The organism is Flavobacterium micromati, assembly GCF_900129585.1.
GTDB classification, from domain to species: Bacteria; Bacteroidota; Bacteroidia; order Flavobacteriales; family Flavobacteriaceae; genus Flavobacterium; species Flavobacterium micromati.
On the sequence record NZ_FQWF01000010.1, the window covers coordinates 168,240 to 186,375 of the forward strand.

At 31.7% G+C, this 18,136-nt stretch carries 18 protein-coding genes; 14 read left to right on the top strand and 4 right to left on the bottom strand.

Annotated elements, in window-relative coordinates; translation table 11 throughout:
* Nucleotides 1-72 precede the first annotated feature (72 nt).
* Nucleotides 73-681, bottom strand: coding sequence for a sigma-70 family RNA polymerase sigma factor (locus tag BUB42_RS11875; RefSeq protein WP_073020608.1), 609 nt, complete (start codon nt 679-681; stop codon nt 73-75).
* A complete protein-coding gene (locus BUB42_RS11880; protein ID WP_084118335.1) occupies nt 674-1,648 on the bottom strand; it encodes a FecR family protein in 975 nt (324 codons plus the stop codon). The genes BUB42_RS11875 and BUB42_RS11880 overlap by 8 nt, the downstream gene beginning before the upstream one ends.
* Before the next feature lie 1,584 nt (nt 1,649-3,232).
* Between BUB42_RS11880 and BUB42_RS16950 the strand changes: the two genes are divergently transcribed.
* From BUB42_RS16950 to BUB42_RS11935, 14 genes are all read left to right on the top strand, one after another.
* Nucleotides 3,233-3,466, top strand: coding sequence for an IS66 family transposase (locus BUB42_RS16950; protein WP_396177944.1), 234 nt, complete (start codon nt 3,233-3,235; stop codon nt 3,464-3,466).
* 62 nt (nt 3,467-3,528) lie between these two features.
* On the top strand, nt 3,529-4,674 hold the full coding sequence (locus BUB42_RS11890) for a BamA/TamA family outer membrane protein (RefSeq protein ID WP_073020610.1): 1,146 nt from the start codon (nt 3,529-3,531) through the stop codon (nt 4,672-4,674).
* Between the two features lie 623 nt (nt 4,675-5,297).
* Nucleotides 5,298-5,444, top strand: a complete 147-nt coding sequence (locus tag BUB42_RS16470; protein WP_170857229.1) for a hypothetical protein — start codon at nt 5,298-5,300, stop codon at nt 5,442-5,444.
* A 373-nt stretch (nt 5,445-5,817) separates the two neighbouring features.
* Nucleotides 5,818-5,994, top strand: a complete 177-nt coding sequence (locus tag BUB42_RS16135) for a PRC-barrel domain-containing protein (protein ID WP_084118336.1) — start codon at nt 5,818-5,820, stop codon at nt 5,992-5,994.
* Between the two features lie 165 nt (nt 5,995-6,159).
* Nucleotides 6,160-6,576: a PRC-barrel domain-containing protein gene (locus BUB42_RS16140; protein ID WP_084118337.1), complete on the top strand. Its 417-nt coding sequence runs from the start codon at nt 6,160-6,162 to the stop codon at nt 6,574-6,576.
* 5 nt (nt 6,577-6,581) lie between these two features.
* Entirely contained in the window at nt 6,582-6,803 is a 222-nt protein-coding gene (locus tag BUB42_RS11900; RefSeq protein ID WP_073020612.1) for a hypothetical protein, read from the top strand.
* A gap of 31 nt (nt 6,804-6,834) precedes the next feature.
* Nucleotides 6,835-7,503 (top strand): FAD-binding oxidoreductase, encoded by a 669-nt coding sequence (locus tag BUB42_RS11905; RefSeq protein ID WP_073020613.1) that lies wholly within the window; start codon nt 6,835-6,837, stop codon nt 7,501-7,503.
* Nucleotides 7,504-8,031: 528 nt separating this feature from the next.
* Nucleotides 8,032-9,015 carry an NADP-dependent oxidoreductase gene (locus tag BUB42_RS11910; protein ID WP_073020615.1) on the top strand — a complete coding sequence of 328 codons (984 nt, stop codon included), beginning with the start codon at nt 8,032-8,034 and terminating at the stop codon, nt 9,013-9,015.
* Nucleotides 9,016-9,061: 46 nt separating this feature from the next.
* A complete protein-coding gene (locus BUB42_RS11915) occupies nt 9,062-9,697 on the top strand; it encodes an SDR family oxidoreductase (protein ID WP_073020617.1) in 636 nt (211 codons plus the stop codon).
* Between the two features lie 36 nt (nt 9,698-9,733).
* Entirely contained in the window at nt 9,734-9,952 is a 219-nt protein-coding gene (locus tag BUB42_RS11920) for a hypothetical protein (RefSeq protein WP_073020619.1), read from the top strand.
* 423 nt (nt 9,953-10,375) lie between these two features.
* A complete protein-coding gene (locus tag BUB42_RS11925) occupies nt 10,376-11,377 on the top strand; it encodes an NADP-dependent oxidoreductase (protein ID WP_073020621.1) in 1,002 nt (333 codons plus the stop codon).
* Nucleotides 11,378-12,084: 707 nt separating this feature from the next.
* Nucleotides 12,085-13,857, top strand: a complete 1,773-nt coding sequence (gene nhaA, locus BUB42_RS11930) for a Na+/H+ antiporter NhaA (RefSeq protein ID WP_073020623.1) — start codon at nt 12,085-12,087, stop codon at nt 13,855-13,857.
* A gap of 293 nt (nt 13,858-14,150) precedes the next feature.
* Entirely contained in the window at nt 14,151-14,327 is a 177-nt protein-coding gene (locus BUB42_RS16475; RefSeq protein WP_170857230.1) for a hypothetical protein, read from the top strand.
* 150 nt (nt 14,328-14,477) lie between these two features.
* Complete coding sequence (locus BUB42_RS11935; RefSeq protein WP_073020625.1) at nt 14,478-15,047, top strand: cupin domain-containing protein; 570 nt, start codon at nt 14,478-14,480, stop codon at nt 15,045-15,047.
* Between the two features lie 458 nt (nt 15,048-15,505).
* Here BUB42_RS11935 and BUB42_RS11940 read toward each other — a convergent pair whose 3' ends face one another.
* Together BUB42_RS11940 and BUB42_RS11945 are read right to left on the bottom strand one after the other, a co-directional pair.
* Complete coding sequence (locus tag BUB42_RS11940; RefSeq protein ID WP_073020627.1) at nt 15,506-16,384, bottom strand: glycoside hydrolase family 130 protein; 879 nt, start codon at nt 16,382-16,384, stop codon at nt 15,506-15,508.
* Nucleotides 16,381-17,166 (bottom strand): SDR family NAD(P)-dependent oxidoreductase, encoded by a 786-nt coding sequence (locus BUB42_RS11945; RefSeq protein WP_073020629.1) that lies wholly within the window; start codon nt 17,164-17,166, stop codon nt 16,381-16,383. Before BUB42_RS11945 ends, BUB42_RS11940 begins: the two co-directional genes overlap by 4 nt.
* Nucleotides 17,167-18,136: the final 970 nt, after the last annotated feature.

Sequence of the window (18,136 nt, forward strand, 5' to 3'; positions counted from 1 at the left end):
TTATTTCGTGTTTTTTTTGTTATTTTTTTTTGACAATGCAGAACCAACAAAACATGTTGGAAAAGGTGAAAATTAATTATGTTTATTGATAATTTTTTTTATTTTAGGCAGCAGTAAAGCTTCACTAATTTGCCTGATAGCCAAAGCAATATGATTTTCAACAGTTTTAGAACTGATATTTAAAACTTCTGCAATCTCCTTGTATTTTAAACCATCTATTCTACTGAGTTCAAAAACTTGACGGGATTTCTTTGAGACATGTTTTAAAATAGCACTTATCAATATGCTATTAATTTCTTTTTTTTCAGCATCGATAATTTCTTCCTCTCGGCTTGGAAAATTCATCGTATTCCCAAATTGGTTTTCATTTAGCGGTTGTTGCAAATACTCGAATTTGTCGACTTTTATTAATCTGTTTTTTGCTATTACATATATATAAGATTTTGGGTTAGTAATTTTATCCAGCGATTTTCTGTTTTTCCATAATTCAATAAAAATGTCAGCTACTTTCTCTTCTACTACACATAAATTTGTTTCGTAGGCCAAACCAAAGCGACACAATTTTTCGTAATATCTTTTAAAAAACAACTCCATGGACTCGTAATGATCATCCCTAATTTGCTGGAACAAATAGTCATCCGAAAGGGATTCATTATACAATTTTCTTGACTTACTATTCATCAGACTTCGTTATTAAATAATAATTAGGCTTACTTTGAATTATTTTGCAATTGGTAATAAATTCTAATGAACTGATAAATTCATTTATATTTTGATCTTTAAAAGAACCCGTAATTCTGAGATTAGCAATTTCATTATTTTTTACGATAAAGTTTACCCCATAAAAGCGTTCAATTTTTTCTTTGGCATCTTGAAGTTTTTCATCTTTAAGCAATAAAATATTATCTTTCCAGGCCATCGTTTTTTCAATATCGAAACGTCTTTTTAGTACGGTATTTGTTTTTGTGTTGAATATTAATTCTTCACTGGGCATTAAATAGATTTCATCATTATTTTCTTTTAGAGATACTTTAACCTTCCCTTGTTTTAAAGAAATTGTTTTATTTATAGTTTCGCTATTAACACTAAATTCAGTTCCCAAAACCTGTACATCAAGATCAACTGTGTGAACAGTAAAAGGAGAATTAACATTTTTTGTAACTTTAAAAAAAGCTTCTCCAATTAGCCAAATGTCCCTTTGGTCCTTAAAATTATCTGCATATTTTACGCTACCTCCGGAATTTAGAGTCACTACACTATTATCTGGTAATGTAAAACTTAAGCGATGCCCTCTTTCTGCAACTCTTTGATTACTAAGCACCATTGACTGCGGAGTATTTAAATAAAAAAATAAACCTAAAAAACAGAGGGAAAGCGAAGCAAAGGCGTATAAAAGTGGTTTTCTAAAATTGAATCTATTATTTTTTAGAGTATGATGATTTATAAATGTTCCTTCAATTTCCTTAAACGAAGGAGTAATAATAGTTTCTTTAGTTGTTGGGTAACAAACCCATATCATTTTATAATCTTCATAAATTGATTTTAGATTATCATCTAAAGACAATTCGATTTCAAATAGGGATCGGTCCGCTTTTGACATCTCACTAGCCAAATATCTTACACATTTTTTTTCCTTGCGTTTAATCATAATCTCGATAGTTTTTGCGTTTATATATGAGAGTCGAAAAGTATAAAATACCACTAGTTCTTAACGTTAATTAATTAACAACAAACTGTATTTTCTATTAAGACAATTGGTATAAAACAAGAATAAAATGCTACTTTCAGTTCAAGACAGGAGCTAATAAATTAACAACCATGTGTCTGATATTATTAAAATTAACATATAAGAAAAGCCGTGATTTAAGGTTGAAATACGGCAATTAGAAATAGTAAGATAAAAGGAGGCGTAATTTTCCGTAAAAAAAAGATAATTGATATTTCAAAAAAAAAAAAGGTAAACGATCCTTAGTCAAATTAGGAAAATTGCAAATGAATGCAATCGGTACACTGAGAAGAATACACAATAACAAAAATTACTATAAAGCTGCACAAGAACTAATTTATGGCGCCGAAATAACTTATAAAATATTAATAAAACTACAGATAGTTAAATTTGGTCCAATTTGAAATAATAGAAAAAGACCACATTGCTTAACTGCTTCGTCAGTGTTTTAACCCCTATAAAACAAGAGTATTATTCTAAATTTCGATTATTAATTACATTGTTAATTTTTCATCATTATTAAATTATAGAATAGATTTACCAATATAAAATCCTAAAAATTGAACAGGTTGAACCATTAATTATTGGCTAGTAACTTTATTTAACCTAAACAAATTTTGAAATTTACCAGTTCAAAATTAATTCAATAATTAGTTCAAATTTTGACAAATAAATAATAAATACACTTTGATTAAACAGTCAAAATCATTACTTTTACTGAGATAAGATTACATGATTTTTGCACTAAAATTGACAGGAGCAAAATCGAGACCCTAGTTTTAAACAGCTTTATAACAAGCTATATATAAGCGAATTAAGTAGGCAATACAAATCCCTCTTTCTCCGCTTAAAAGCCCCGAAACATTAGTGTTTACGGGGCTTTTTATTTATAGGTGTTATTTTAGGTTTTAGTAAGGGGTGATAACAAATGTTAAGTTAGGTATTAGAGGAACAATTTGCAATTTATTGTACGGGTTAGTTCAAAAAGCACACCAGCAAATGAAGTAATTGCAGCAAAAATAAAACAACAAAGAGTCGTTTGAGCAGATAAAATACAAAGTATAGGCGAATACCAATATTTAAATAAATAAGAATGAACAAACTGGCAAAAAAGTTAACGTTATGAAAGGCTGGTTTTGGGCTTGGCAAAATAAGTTAATGACTTTTATCGCATTCTCTAACAATCGGGTTTGCTAACATTTAAAATATCTTTGCAAACGGATTTAGGAATGCTGTTTTGGTACACGCCTTCAGGGTTGAGCCATTTTAAGACACCCTGCAAAACTCATCTACTCTGCATCGCACATCTATTGAAAGAATTGATTTTTTTCGAACAAAAATACTAATCTAAATGTACTACAAATTTTAAAACAATGTTATTTGAAGTATTAGAACTAAAAAAAATTAACCCCACATCAATACTAAACATATATAACACAAAGAGCTCAAATACTTGAAACGCTAAACGTACTACTTTAAGAAATTGTCCCTAAGAACCAAAAAGAAATTAATGCTTTTCACAAAAGGATTACTAAATACAAGAATTATATCTTTACTTTTCTACATTATTATGAAGTTCCACCAGATAATCATGGATCCGAAAGATCCATTAGAAGCGTAAAAGTTAAACAAAAAATATTAGGACAATTTAAAACCGAAAAAGGAGCTCAAATCTATGCATTAATCCGGGCAGTAATAGATACCTGTATTAAAAATGGACAAAATATTAGCCGCTTTTAAAACTTTAGCTAAATTAGAGGCTGAATAGTTACAATATTTTTAATTTTAATCTCTTCCATTAAATGAAATTTGGAATTATAATACTTACCTTCATTATTGCGAGTTTAATACTTCCTACAAGTAACTTAAATGCACAGAGTTTCGTCAAAAAATATTGGAATACTTTACTCAACGATTCAACTGAATTGTCCCAACCGCAACTATTAATATACCCAACTATAGCTTATGCCCCCGAAACTACATGGGAAATCGGGCTTAGCTCTTTATATGTATATTATGCCAAGCGGGATACAACCAATAGGTTAAGCGAAATAAATGGTTTCACATTTTTTACATTAGAGAATCAATATGGATTGTGGTTTGATAATGCCATCTATTCTGATCAAGATCGATGGTTTTTTCTTGGAAGGGTGCGCCTGCAAAGTTTCCCGTTATTTTATAATGGCATCGGTATCAACACGCCAAAAGAGTACACGGCTCGGGTTGATGCAAATCAAATTATTATCAAGGAACGTGTTTTAAAAAAAGTAAAGAAAAATTTATTTTTAGGTCTAGAGTTAGATTATCAAAGTCTTTCAGCAGTCGACTTTGTTGTAGCCGAACCTAATAATCAAGATTTTTCATTGCCCTTGGGTAATAAAGGATCCAATAATTTAGGCGTAGGATTAGGGTTAGTGCTTGATAATAGGCATAATGTTTTGAATGTGCGGAAAGGATTTTTTTCCGAAGTAGCATTATTGCACAGTAACCCTGCTTGGGGAAGCTCTTTCAATTTTACCTCAATTTTATCTGATACTAGAATTTACAGACCTGTTGGAAAAAATAATGTTTTCGCAGCTCAACTGTTGGGACAATTTAATTTTGGAGATGTTCCCTTCAACCAACTCGCACAAATGGGCGGAGATAGTATGATGCGGGGCTATTATTTTGGTAGGTATAGAGATAATAATCAGCTGGCAGCTCAAGTAGAATTTCGGTTTTTACCTATTCCGTTTAAATTTACCGACCGAATTGGAGCGGCCGTATTTGCAGGGACAGGCACAGTTTTTAATAAAGTCAATAATTTAGATGTATCTAATTTAACGGTTACTGCCGGTGCTGGTTTACGATTTTTGTTATTTCCAAAAAAAGACATTTGGACTCGATTAGATTATGCATTCACTAGAGAAGGCACGGGCTTTTACTTAATTATAGGCGAATCATTTTAAGTTCTAGAATTATTAAGCAAATTTGGCTACATCCATCGCTTCTTTTGCTGGAATAAAGCTCAAAACTTTTAGTGAAATTAGGAATAAAAATTAATAAATAAGAACAGCAAATACTATAATCATGACAAATCCAGTCTTGCTTTTTCCTTTGCGACCCAATAATTAGTTTTTTTTAGACATTATCTTAATAGACTTCCTGTTTTATTTTGCGCTATCCTGCAAAATTTCTCAAACATTGCAGTCATATAAAAAATAAGTCCTTATTACCCTAAAAAAATTAAAACTTAAACCTATGAATTATATATGAAACTTTATGAATTGTATAAGTTGTAAATAAATTATAATACCTAAATTCACTATTTCATACATATAATACTTACAGTTTGAATATCAATCTTCTTTAGTAACATTATTTTCGACAAAAATTCATAAAAAAATGACAATTAGCATCATAATTCCAGTTATGTTTAAAATATGTAGTTAATTTAATGTAAAAGTTCATTTTCAATTTAAAAATAAATTAGAAAATTCCAAAAATGTATATTCTTATTATCGTAATCTTTTTTTAAGTTGTAAGTTAATTTGATAACAAAAAAAACAAATCAGTGAAAAATTTTTCTTTCATGTTAGCTGATAGAAATATGAAACCATGTAATGAAAATATTGAAATATATTTAATCAGCGATGCAAAAGCGATAATTAATCGTATTCCTCCTTATTTATTTGATAAATATAGCTTAAAAGGTGGTTTTGAAAAAGCATTTACGTAGTAAGCGAATACTATAAAATCCATTTATAAAGTGGTAAAAAAGCGTTAGATAAAGAAGATTAAGCTATATTAAATTTCTTATAATTTTTCGTGCAAATAACAAATTAAAGAAAAAAATCGTATTGAGCTGTTACTGAATAAAATTAATATTATGGGTAACGAGGAGGCAAACGTTGCTGCACTTTACTTACTGGATAAAGATTTGGGAAAAAGATTTGGTGAAGTATGCTTGACTCATAATGCTACTACCACTATGCTTAAATAAACGTGTTAGAGAATTGATTATAGACTCTGATTTTTTATTAATAATTTAAATTAATGCATATTTAAAACTTGTTTTATTGTAGCAAATAATTAAAGAAAAATAAAATAACATGAAACAAAGTGTAAACAGTTTATTAGGCTTTTCCATCAATGGAACTGATGGTGAAATTGGAAAAGTAGAAGAATTCTATTTTGATGATCAAACCTCAACCGTTAGATATATAGTGGTAAAGACAGGCGGATGGCTTTCTGAAAAAAAAGTTTTGATTTCGCCTGAAGCGTTTTAAAAAGTAGAACAAGAATCAAAAATAATATCTTTAAATCTAACAAAGGAAAAAATAAAAAACAGTCCTGATATTGCCACAGACAAACCTGTTTCAAAGCAACAAGAAGATTTAATCCGTGGATACTACTCTTGGCCTGGCTATTACGGAAACGGCATAAATGGACAGATGGGACTAGGGATGTGGGGCTATCCGTTAGTTGAAGTAAGGGAAACAGAGAAGGAATTGATGCAAAGTAAAACGGAAGCGCAGTCGAATGACAAACCGCATTTGAGAAGTACAAAAGAGGTCACAGGTTATGATATAAATGCATTGGACGGGGACATAGGAAAAGTGGAAGATTTTATAATTGATGATGTAACTTGGAAAATCCTTTATCTAGTTGTAGAAACCGGTAACTGGTTTTCTGGAAAAAAGGTTATTATCTCTCCGCATTGGATTAAAGATGTTCAGTGGCAGGAGCAGAAAGTTACTATCAATCACTTAATAGATGAAGTAAAAAACAGTCCTGAGTATGATTCTTCGCAACCAATAGATGATTCATATCAACATACACTAAATGATTATTACAAAAAAATAAAATAAAAATTATGGAAATTTTACAAGAAGCAGAAATATTTGAAAAAGCCAAAATGAGTCATATGACTACTAGTGAGCGTGTAGAAGCTTCAAGAGAAGCAAAACGGCTTGTATTAGCAATCAATAAAATTTATCAGAACACAAAGGAAACAACCTTAATGGATTTAATGAAAAGGTTAACCATTAAAAAACAAAGAATTGATATTCGACTAAAAGGAAGACCCAATTCATGAGTTTACTTCTAATTCCTGATAAATAAAAATAATGGAAAATTATACAGTAAAAATAATTTCAGTTAGTCTAGTTACACATGACGTAAAGCGATTCACAATTCAAAAGCCAGAAGGTTTCAATTATACACCTGGACAAGCAACCGAAGTGTCCATAAATACTCCCGCACTTAAAAATGAAACGCGACCTTTTACATTTACAAGTTTAAATGATAATAAGCATCTAGAGTTTACAATTAAAATTTATGATAGTCACAACGGAGTTACAAAAGAATTAGGAAAATTAAAACACGGTGACGAACTTATTATCCGCGACGTTTGGGGCGCAATTGAATATAAAGGCGAAGGAGTATTTATTGCTGGTGGTGCAGGTATTACACCATTCATTGCCATTTTAAGGCAGTTAAAAGCTGACAATAAAATTGCTAACAATAAACTAATTTTTACCAACAAAGCCGAAAAAGATATAATTCTCAAAGAAGAATTTAGTGATATGCTTGGTAATAATTTCATTAATACACTCACTGATGAAAAAAAAGAAGGCTACGAAAAAGGTAGAATTGATTATGCTTTTCTTAAAGAAAAAATAGACAACTTTAAACAGCACTTTTACGTGTGTGGTCCACCACAATTTGTAACAGCCATTTCAGAAGCACTCACCCAATTAGGAGCGACAACTGATGCAATAGTTTTTGAGAAATAATCTGTAATATTTGTTAAAAATATAGTGTCAATTTGTTTGTCTTGTTTCTCGAATTTAAAATCAAAAAAAAACTACTTTAATTCATAATGCTGGTGATAATAAGTCATCCAACAGCAGTAAAATATGAAAAAAAATAAAAATATAATCATTCAAAACAAATTTAATCTCCTACTAAAGTTAATTTTTGTTTCAGTTTTCCCTCAAATATTGGTCAATATCTCAATTGAAAAGATGCTGTTGGTACTCCAAATTCCGATAGTGCAAGATTAATCACTTTTTTTAACCACATCTTATATCTTGGACTCGTTCGTGATTAGCTGTTTAACAATTATGTAAAAATCCTACAAAATAAAAAATACTATTAGACATAACTATAATAGCGAAAGATTTAAAAAAAAATACATTTTTATTTTAGAAAAGTTTCTTGATAAGTGATTAAAAAATTATACTGAGTTGCAAATTAAAATTATTTTTAGAAACTAAATAAGACAGACAAAAAAGTAAAATTAACAATAAAATATAATTAATATGAAAGCACTTCAAATTATAAAATACGGTGAAATTAAAGACAGCCTATCCATCAATGAGATCGAAAAACCTTCTTTAAAACCAAATGATATTTTAGTGAAAGTTAAAGCAGCTTCGATAAATCCTATTGATTACAAAATGGTGGAAGGTAAATTGAAAGATATGATTTCGTTGAACTTACCTACTACAATAGGTTTTGATCTAAGCGGAGTGGTGATGGAGAAGGGCGCGGATGTAAACAAATTCGAAATAGGAGATGAAGTATATTCTAGAGTGCCACAAGAACAAATGGGTACCATAGCAGAATTTGTAAGTGTCAATAGTGACCTAGTTGCTAAGAAACCCAAAAACAGCTCTTTTGAAGAAGCAGCTGGTTTGCCTTTAGTTGGACTAACAGCAATACAAGCTCTAGAGAGTGTTGGAATTAAAGAAAACGATAGAATTCTCATTCATGGAGGATCTGGTGGCGTAGGTAGTTTTGCAGTTCAGTATGCTAAAGCTAAAGGAGCCATCGTATATACGACTACTAGCAGCAAAAATGTAGATTGGGTCGAAGCTTTGGGTGCTGACCGAGTAATCGACTATAAAACTGAAGATTACAAAGAGGTTGTAAATAATTTAGATATTGTTTTTGACACTTTAGGGGATGACTACACCTTTGATGCTTTTGATCTCATTAAAGAAGGTGGAAAAGTGACTACAATAGCAGGTCCACCTGACCCACAAACAGCCAAGCAGATGGGTATGAAGGATTATAAATTGCCCGAAAAATTAGCAAAATTGATCGAAAAAAAATCTGCTGTTTACAAACTAACGTGGATGCAACCTGATGCTGAGCAGCTAAATAAAATCAGCAGAATGGTTGAAGATGGGGATATTAAGCCTATCGTTGATTTGATATATTCTTTCGAAAATGGAATTGATGCCTATTTATATTTAGCGACAGGAAGAGCCAAAGGGAAAGTGATTATTACGATGTCGTAAAATTGAAAGGGATAAACAAAATTATTAATTGTAAAATATAAAAAATATGAAAAATGAAAAACAAAATATACTGGTGGCCGGAGCAAACGGTACAACAGGAAGACTTATTATTGAATTACTGAAAGGCTCGGATGTCTATAGACCTATTGCCATGGTAAGGAAACAAGAACAAAAAGACCGTTTCGAAAAAGAAAATGTTTTAGTGGTGCTAGCCGATCTAGAAAAGGATTTAAACCACGCTGTGATAAATGCAGACAAAGTAATTTTTGCAGCAGGATCTAAGGGAAAGAATATAATTGGAATAGACCAAGAAGGTGCAAAACGATTAATTGATGCTTCAAAAAATGCTGGAGCAAAAAAGTTCGTTATGCTCAGTTCGATGGGAGCTGATGATCCTTCTGTAAGCGATACACTTGAAGATTATTTAAGAGCAAAACAAAATGCTGATAATTATTTAAAAGCCAGCGGCCTGAATTATACTATAGTAAGACCCGGTTCACTAACGGATAAAGAAGGTACTGGTAAAATTCAATTAAAAGAAAAAGTGGAAAATCCCGGAAGTATTTCAAGAGCAGATGTTGCACAAACCTTAGTTGAAGTATTGAAAAATGATGTAAAACACAATCAAGTGTTCGAAATTCTAGCTGGTGAGACCCTTATTGAAAGTGCGGTTACTCAATGACAAATAGAACTGATAACGCCTTTCATAATAAAAGTAATGTGCATAGCAGAAGCACCACCAAAAGGTGATCGTATTAACATTGATTTGAAAATATCAGTTACTATTAATAAATACAACCAGATTCAATTAATTAATGCAACTCACAGGAAAAGAGATGAGCCAAACCTATCAAGAATATTCCAAACTGCATTTCAAGAATTTACCATTTTGACAGGCGAAAGTGCGAATGAAATACTATCAGAAAATAAAAACTAGATTATAGAAATTAAGACAAGCTTGTAAACCTGACTTATATAATTTACAACAAAAGATCAATGAGACGATTAATCAATTTATTTTTACTTCAGATTTAGCGATAGCGATAACTGAAGTCGATTTGTTTATAGAGTCCGTGCTGGAAAAGTTTTTAATAAAAATAGATTTTTATAAATACTAGTAGCTGTAGATCCTGTAATAACAATTTTTAAAAGTAATTTGTCACAAGGTTGTTAGCCAGTTTGCCGAACGTACAGCTCCACCTCCTAAATTAGCAGCTTCACATTTTGTTGACTAGATTAGAAAAAAAACTGATAGAGTAAAATTGGACTTAACTAATTGTAGTATCTTTTATAATCGGTCATGTTCTTCTTTCAATAAAGCTAACTTTTTAAAATATAGAATTAACATAATGAACAAACTATGAGCACAACAAGAACAATCAATTTAAAAAACAGACCAAAAGGGATACCTGAGCTGACAGATTTTGAGTTTACTACTGCTGACGTACCTGCGTTACAAGAAGGAGAAGTTTTATTAAGTTCCAAATACTTTTCAGTCGATCCTTATTTAAGAGGAAGAATGAGTGATGCTGAGTCCTACATAAAACCATTTGAGCTCAATAAACCGATAATATCTGGCACTATTGCTGAAGTTTTAGCATCTAAGAACAGTAAATTCAGTATCGGCGATTACGTGTCTGGTATGTTAGCATGGAAAGAAACTCAGGTAGTAAAACCCGACGAACTTCTAAAAGTAGATCCAAATAAAGCACCTCTTTCGGCATATCTTGGAGTTTTAGGAATGACAGGACTTACCGCATATTTAGGATTGACTGAAATAGGAAAACCTAAAAAAGGGGAAACACTCCTTGTATCAGGTGCAGCAGGAGCTGTAGGAAGCGTGGTAGGTCAAATTGGTAAAATACTTGGATTACGAGTAGTTGGAATTGCCGGCACGGATGAAAAATTGGAAATGCTCAAATCTAAATTCGGCTTTGACGAAGCAATAAATTACAATACCACAGAAAACATGAATGAAGCGATCGCTAATTCTTGCCCTGAAGGTGTAGATATTTATTTTGACAATGTGGGAGGAGAAATCTCGGAAGCCGTACTTTTTAATATCAACAAGTTCTCAAGAACAGTAAACTGCGGTGCTATTTCCGTGTACAATAACACAACACTTCCAAAAAGTATTAGTGTACAACCATTCCTGATCAAGAAAAGTTCTTCCATGCAAGGTTTCGTGATCTCCAATTATGTAGACAAACATTCCGCAGGAATTAAGCAATTAGCAGAATGGTTACAGCAAGGCAAATTGCATTACATAGAAACTATTGTAGATGGGTTTGATGAACTACCTAATGCTTTTATCGATTTATTTCAAGGAAAAAACAAAGGAAAAATGATCGTCAAAGTATAAACTAAAATAAAGAAATTTACTTTTTTAACAAATACAAAGTCAAAAAAAGGAATTGAATACCAGAATAACTAATTTTTAAAATTATGTAGAAATTTATTCAGTATTGAAATGTATTTGTAGCGTAAAGTCGTACTAACAATATTAAGAAATAAAACAATAATCACTAAGAAATTATTCCTTCCTTTTTTTGATGATTTTCACTATTTTCAGGATATACACAAAAGGAATACCTAGATCCAGAAAAAAAAAACCAATCTAATGATTAAAGTAGATGAAATAAAATTAAAAATAATTTTAATCGTGTTAATCTAAACATTATCGATGTTTTACTTGTCCATAAATTTTAATCTGCCTCTAACTGTGATACTCGTAAAATTGATAAAAAAGGCTCATTTAGGAGATAAGTTATTATTGAGTAACATGGCAGAAAAAATTTTGATTGCTAAATCGGATTTAAAAAATCTCAAATAGCTGTTTTTAAAATAATTAATTCATGTATTAAAAAAGGTTAATCTTATCAGCTGTTTTAAGGATAAGATTGAGACAGACGACACAAATATGAACAATGACTAATTAATAAATTAGCGATGAAAATAAATAGGATGACTTAAGCTACTTCATACATTCATTCTATCGCTAATAACTGTATCTAGCTGTTCAAACTCATTTCTGTATTGTGATGCCATAATTCTTTTAAACCATCGTGTATGAACAAAAATATCCAAATAGAACTAATCGTGTTTATCGACTATACTATCAAAATCGCTAGAAATGGTCGCCATATTCTAAACAATGTTGTCAAACATTACGGCGATACGATTAAATTAAAATTTCAATACTTTTCTAATGACGTAAATAACGCCGAATTCCAGCTGACAACAAGGGCAGTTTTGACTGCTAAATCGTATGGTAAACTTCACGAAATGGATTTACTACTAATGGATCATAAAGGTGATTATACGCCCGACATTATATATAATATGGTTGAAAGTCTGGGTATTGATATCAAAAAATTTAAAAAAGATTATAATTCCCCTGAAATTACTACAGAATTAAAAAACAATATAAAACTGGCTAAACAGAATGAAATAAAGGTAGTACCAGCAGTTATCGTTAACGGTAACTTGTACAACGGTGCCTGGGATGAACACGCATTAATAGAATATATTGAATACATCAAAAACAGACCTGTAGCGCAGGCCATGGAAAGTTTTGTAAAATGGGGAGCATCTGCTGCATTAATGCTATTAATTGCTGCGATAGTCGCTCTGATTTTTGCTAACATAGGTTTTATTGAAGAATACGAATTTTTGCGTGATATTAAATTAGGCTTTTCTGCAGGTGATTCAAATTTCCTTTTGCCGCTAGAAACCTGGATTAATGATGGATTGATGGCAATTTTCTTTTTGTTAATAGGATTAGAAATAAAAAGAGAATTAATTTTTGGCGAATTGTCGAGTAGAAAAAAGGCGACTATGCCTGTTATTGGAGCCATTGGAGGTATGATAATTCCTGCATTAATATATTTGTTTATCAATTATAAAGAAGATGGCGCTCATGGCTGGGGAGTTCCAATGGCCACTGATATTGCCTTCACGTTAGGATTGATGGCTTTGCTCGGAAGTACGGTGCCAGGTGCATTAAAGGCTTTTATCTCTGCATTGGCAGTTTCTGATGACTTAGGTGCTATTCTTGTTATTGCACTGTTTTATGGCCACGGTTTTCACATTAACGCATTTATTGTCTCAGTTGTTATTGTTGCAATAATGGGATTGCTCAACTATTCTAAAGTGTATTCTAAAACCATTTACATCGTTTTGGGTGTTTTTCTTTGGTTCTATATTTATCAAAGTGGATTACATGCAACCCTTGCTGGCGTTATAACTGCAATTTTGATTCCATCTAGGAGAAAAGGAAATTTAGTTGGTATCGCAACTCAAGCATCCGTAATTTTTGAGCAAGAAATAGTAAATATCAAAGATTTAGATAATAGTCAAGAAAGTATACGGCACAGTTCTTTACAATCTATAAATAAAGCTATTAATAGGTTAACTGGTCCTGGAGAAGAATTAGAGCATTCGTTAGAAAAAGGAGTTAACTATCTAATATTACCTTTATTTGCTTTTTTTAATACTGGAATAGTACTATTGGGAGTACAATTTAATGTAATTACTCCAGTTAATTTAGGTATAATATTAGGTCTGTGCATTGGAAAACCTCTTGGTATAGTTGGATTCTGTTGGTTAGCATCTAAATTTGACTTAGCCACTTTGTCAAATGAAATTAGCTGGGCTCAGTTGATCGGAGCAGCATGTTTAGCCGGTGTGGGTTTTACTATGTCAATTGTGGTCGCAGGTGCAGTTTTTGATGGCGCAGTATTGAACGGCGCTAAATTAAGTATTCTAATAGCTTCTGCCCTTTCCGCTACAATTGGTCTGTTTATATTGCAACGAGCTATTAAGGTATCAGTAATTAAATAGTTGTGACAAATATCTAATTAGAATAAAATTGTGTGTTTTAAAAAGCAATTGCTTAATATAATTTAATTTAGTTAAAACGGCAAAATAGTAAGTGAAACTAAATCTTATTATCATTAAATTTAATCGATAATAATTTACCGTGTTAAACTAGTTTAAAATTACAATTGATCCAAATTTCCTATTCAATTCCCAAATTGAAAACTATACTTGAAGTATAGGAAATTTATATTTGATGTTTTAAACTGATATTTCAAAATTCAATGGCGATAACTGCAATATAATTATCATTTGGTTTGTCTTTCATACCTTTAATAAAAGGAAAAATAACTGCCGTGGTATTGAAAATGCCCACTACTAATAAAGACCTAAAAATAACTTTTTATGAATTAAAAACAGGTAAAATGATAAGAACAGAAATCAAGGATATACTAACCGCTGGTGTCGAGGTAATTCAACCTATTTCAGCTTAAAATTTAGTTAAAGACGAAGAATACCTAATTTCATTCAATACCAATGATTGGTATCAGCACGAAAAATCAAGCGGTTTAATAACTAGCTATCCTTTCATAACCATAAATTTCATAAATGAATAATCAATTTAAAAGTTAATTCTAAAAAAAATGAATAGAAATAAATTTTTAACAACCATATTAGCTGCCGCGACAACATTGCCTTTCTTAGCTTTTGCTAAACAAAACCAATTTTTTCGAAGAGCAAACAAAGGTTTTAAGGTAAATGCTGGTGAAGGGCGACTACACGGGCATATAAAACTAAAAGGAGTAAACCAAAACATACTAGATTTAAAAATATCTGGCACTGATACTGATGGTGGCTTTGCAATGTTTGAGCAAATCTCTTTATCGCCAGGATGGGGAACACCGCTGCATGTGCATCATTTTCAAGATGAAGTTTTTTATGTAATTGAAGGTTCTTTCTATTTTCAGGTGGGAGAGGATAAATATTCTCTAGGCGCTGGAGACTGTATTTTTTTGCCAATGAAAATTCCTCATGCGTGGACTCAAATCAGTAAAAAAGGAAAAATGACGGTAACTTTTCAACCAGCAGGCAAAATGGAAGCATTTTTTACAACAATGAGTGCATTTGAAAAAGAGCCAACTCCAAAAGAAATAGCAAAAGTTTTTGAAGACAACGACATGCAAATAGTTGGACCAATTTTAAAAGTAGAATAATTTAAATTAACTATAAATGAAAAAATCAACAGCGACTTTTATTGCCAATGTAATGTTTTCTTGCAGTAATAAAAGCAAAACTCTACAATATTGAACGAACATTCAATCTGCCATTGAAGAATTAAAGTATAGTACCGAAACAATCGGCAACGGATACTTAACGAAAGAAAAAATAAATGGCAATCCACGTCGATAGCACGGTCACAGGCTTCTGGCAGAATTGTGGGCTTTTTTGATGGACAGTACATTGGTCTGCCGTGCAATGATACCTACTTAATAATTGGTAAAAAAATAAAAATATTTAAAGAAGTAGCAGGAGATGTATTTTTAAAAAAGTGTTGCTCCTAATTGCTTGCTAACGGCGAAATTGAAATCATTAAAACAGGCAATCGTTTCTCCAACATAATCTATTTCTTTTTTATCAATCATTGTACTTTGCAAAAACTACCTTTAAATGTTTATTTATCGATGGTTATTATGGCGCGCATTACTTTAGAATCTGCAACAGAATAGTATAGCCATATTTCATTATGCTCCATTAGTGCCGAAGCGGCAAACGCAATATCTGTTTCGTCTTTCTTCGGTTTTGTGGGCGTAATCAATGGAGAGGTGCTTCGGTTTGTTACATTTCCATCACCGTCCATTTCAACCCATCCAATGCGCCAGTGGGCTTTTTCATTGGCACCATTATAAAACATAACAGAACCTTCGTTCCCATTTTTCACAATTGGACCAGCACTTAAGTGATAATTATCCCATTCGTTCCCTGGCTGCATATATTCTCCAATAATTTTCCACGGTCCCGATACGCTTGAACTTTCGGCAATGCCTAATTTTGATCGGTCATCATCAGCGTATTCAAACCACAGCACCCACTCTTTGTTTGGTAATTGATAGACGGTTGCTTCTTTAGGATTGCGGTACCCCTTCTGGCTGGGAATGGCAACGCCAGCAAGTTTCAAGGTCTCTATTGAAGATCCTTTCGACAATAACAACTGCCCTACCTCTTCTGTTTGGTTCCAGCCTGAGTAATATATAAAATATTGATCATCAGCAAATACTAAAGTGGGATCCTCGCATCCATCTTTATCATAAACGTTAGTTCCAGGTATAATTACTGGTGTATCAGACATCTTAAATGTTAAACCATCGCGAGACGTTCCGTAGTATATCCGAGCCACCTTTTGTTTCGGATCTTGTGAAGGGTTAACAGCACGCAACAAAATTTTATACCATCCTTTTTCCTCCCAAACAAAAGGGCTGAGTTTATACATGCCAGACAAGGGTTCTGAACATTTTATTGTCAAATGCTCAATATGTTTTATTTGATAGGTCATGCGCCTTGCCCTAAGTTTTGCGTTAAACCTCCATCTAAAGTAAACGTTTTTCCCGTTGCATAAGCTGCGTCATCTGATACCAGATAGGCGGCAAGCTTTGCAATTTCCCACGGTTCCGCGGCACGTTTCAATGGAATGCTCTGTACCTGTTTCTTTAAAAGTTCGGGATCATCCATGGCTTTTTGGTTCATGGGCGTAAGAACCATTCCAGGCGCAAGATTATTGACATTGATATTAAATTCCGCCAGTTCTAAAGACAGGCAACGTGTAATATTTCGAATAGCTCCTTTACTCGCACAATATTCTGAAGCTCCAGCGCGAGGAAGGTCTTCATGTACGGAAGTGATATTGACAATTTTACCATTGCCTTTTTCTTTTTTACGAAGTCGGATAAACTCCTTACAATTGTAGAAAACCCCATATAAATTGGTGCGGATTGCTAGATCAAATACCTCAACGTCCATTTTATCCAATGTAATTCCGGAAGCATCGACTCCAGCATTATTTATTAAAATATAGGGTACGCCAAGTTTTAAACACGCGGCCTCATACATAACTTTTACCTGATTATAATCGGATATATCGGCCTGAAAAATTAATCCTTTGGAACCATTATCTGTGACGAGTTTCAGCGTTTTTTTTGCGCCAGCCTCATCTTGAAAATAGTTAATGAGAATCGAAGCGCCTTTTTTACTCAGTTCGTCAGCAATGGCTTGGCCTATTCCTGAATCCGCACCAGTAATGATTACGGTTTTACCTGCTAAAGTTTTATCTTTTGTCATGGCTTAATCTGGTTTATAAAGAGTTAATAATACATAATGGTACTGTTAATTTTTATGTTTGAGGTCGGTATTACATCACCCCAGCTGGCCTTTATTTGCAAAAACCAAAAATGTGCCTAGTAAAAGTCAAAAGCCGATATTGAAAACAGGTTCCTTTTCTTTCTACAATTTGTGTAATTAATAAAGAACTAACAAAAATTGACGTTTAAATCGAAACAGCATATTACCACAAACCAACTGCTGTTTAAAAACTCTCTAAAATAGAGCCTGCTGTAATGCATGAAATAATTTTAAAATTTACTTTAATAATAACTTAATTTAAATTCACTCTTTTCATGTAATTTGAAAATGACTTTTTCGATCTAAAGAATATCTCGCCAATTAAAATAATAAATAACAGAAAAAATATCATAAATGAGGTATGAAGTTATTTTCCAAATTAATAACAGATTCTAAATTTAAACCTAATAAAAAAAAGTATATTACATAATTAAATAAATTTCTTGTGAAATTAATGGTCAATTTATACAAGTGTATTTGTGAATAATTTATTGTTCTACAATTGAACATAATATTCAATTAGACTCATAACTTTTTCATTGGATTTAGCTAGTTGGAATAGCAAAAACTAAATTTTCCAGACTTAAACGCGTAAAAAATTTAAATTTTTTCTAAATAAATAATCCTTTTTATACTTGCAAAAAAGTGTTTTTTTATAATTTTCGTAAATAATTTGAAAACCGATTACTAAGAAAGATGTTTTTTCTTTCCTAATGGAATCGCTTGAAATAAAAATTAATGGAAGAACTCTAACTCTTTAACTTTGTTTTAAAACAATAAATTCCAAAATTTAATCTAATAAATCGCAATTTTATAAATACTCTCCATGCTCAGGTTCTTTGTGAGGTAAAATTTTATAAATCATAATTTTGCAGATTAAAATTAATGATTTCTTTAAAATTTCTTATTT

Coding starts and splice junctions, on each gene's coding strand:
- BUB42_RS11940 (WP_073020627.1), bottom strand. CDS start 16,384: ATGACCTATCAAATAAAACATATTGAGCATTTGACAATAAAATGTTCA.
- BUB42_RS11875 (WP_073020608.1), bottom strand. CDS start 681: ATGAATAGTAAGTCAAGAAAATTGTATAATGAATCCCTTTCGGATGAC.
- BUB42_RS11945 (WP_073020629.1), bottom strand. CDS start 17,166: ATGACAAAAGATAAAACTTTAGCAGGTAAAACCGTAATCATTACTGGT.
- BUB42_RS11915 (WP_073020617.1), top strand. CDS start 9,062: ATGAAAAATGAAAAACAAAATATACTGGTGGCCGGAGCAAACGGTACA.
- BUB42_RS11925 (WP_073020621.1), top strand. CDS start 10,376: ATGAGCACAACAAGAACAATCAATTTAAAAAACAGACCAAAAGGGATA.
- BUB42_RS11900 (WP_073020612.1), top strand. CDS start 6,582: ATGGAAATTTTACAAGAAGCAGAAATATTTGAAAAAGCCAAAATGAGT.
- BUB42_RS16140 (WP_084118337.1), top strand. CDS start 6,160: ATGGGACTAGGGATGTGGGGCTATCCGTTAGTTGAAGTAAGGGAAACA.
- BUB42_RS11905 (WP_073020613.1), top strand. CDS start 6,835: ATGGAAAATTATACAGTAAAAATAATTTCAGTTAGTCTAGTTACACAT.
- BUB42_RS16135 (WP_084118336.1), top strand. CDS start 5,818: ATGAAACAAAGTGTAAACAGTTTATTAGGCTTTTCCATCAATGGAACT.
- BUB42_RS11880 (WP_084118335.1), bottom strand. CDS start 1,648: ATGATTAAACGCAAGGAAAAAAAATGTGTAAGATATTTGGCTAGTGAG.
- BUB42_RS11910 (WP_073020615.1), top strand. CDS start 8,032: ATGAAAGCACTTCAAATTATAAAATACGGTGAAATTAAAGACAGCCTA.
- BUB42_RS11890 (WP_073020610.1), top strand. CDS start 3,529: ATGAAATTTGGAATTATAATACTTACCTTCATTATTGCGAGTTTAATA.
- BUB42_RS11920 (WP_073020619.1), top strand. CDS start 9,734: ATGTGCATAGCAGAAGCACCACCAAAAGGTGATCGTATTAACATTGAT.
- BUB42_RS11935 (WP_073020625.1), top strand. CDS start 14,478: ATGAATAGAAATAAATTTTTAACAACCATATTAGCTGCCGCGACAACA.
- BUB42_RS16470 (WP_170857229.1), top strand. CDS start 5,298: ATGTTAGCTGATAGAAATATGAAACCATGTAATGAAAATATTGAAATA.
- nhaA (WP_073020623.1), top strand. CDS start 12,085: ATGAACAAAAATATCCAAATAGAACTAATCGTGTTTATCGACTATACT.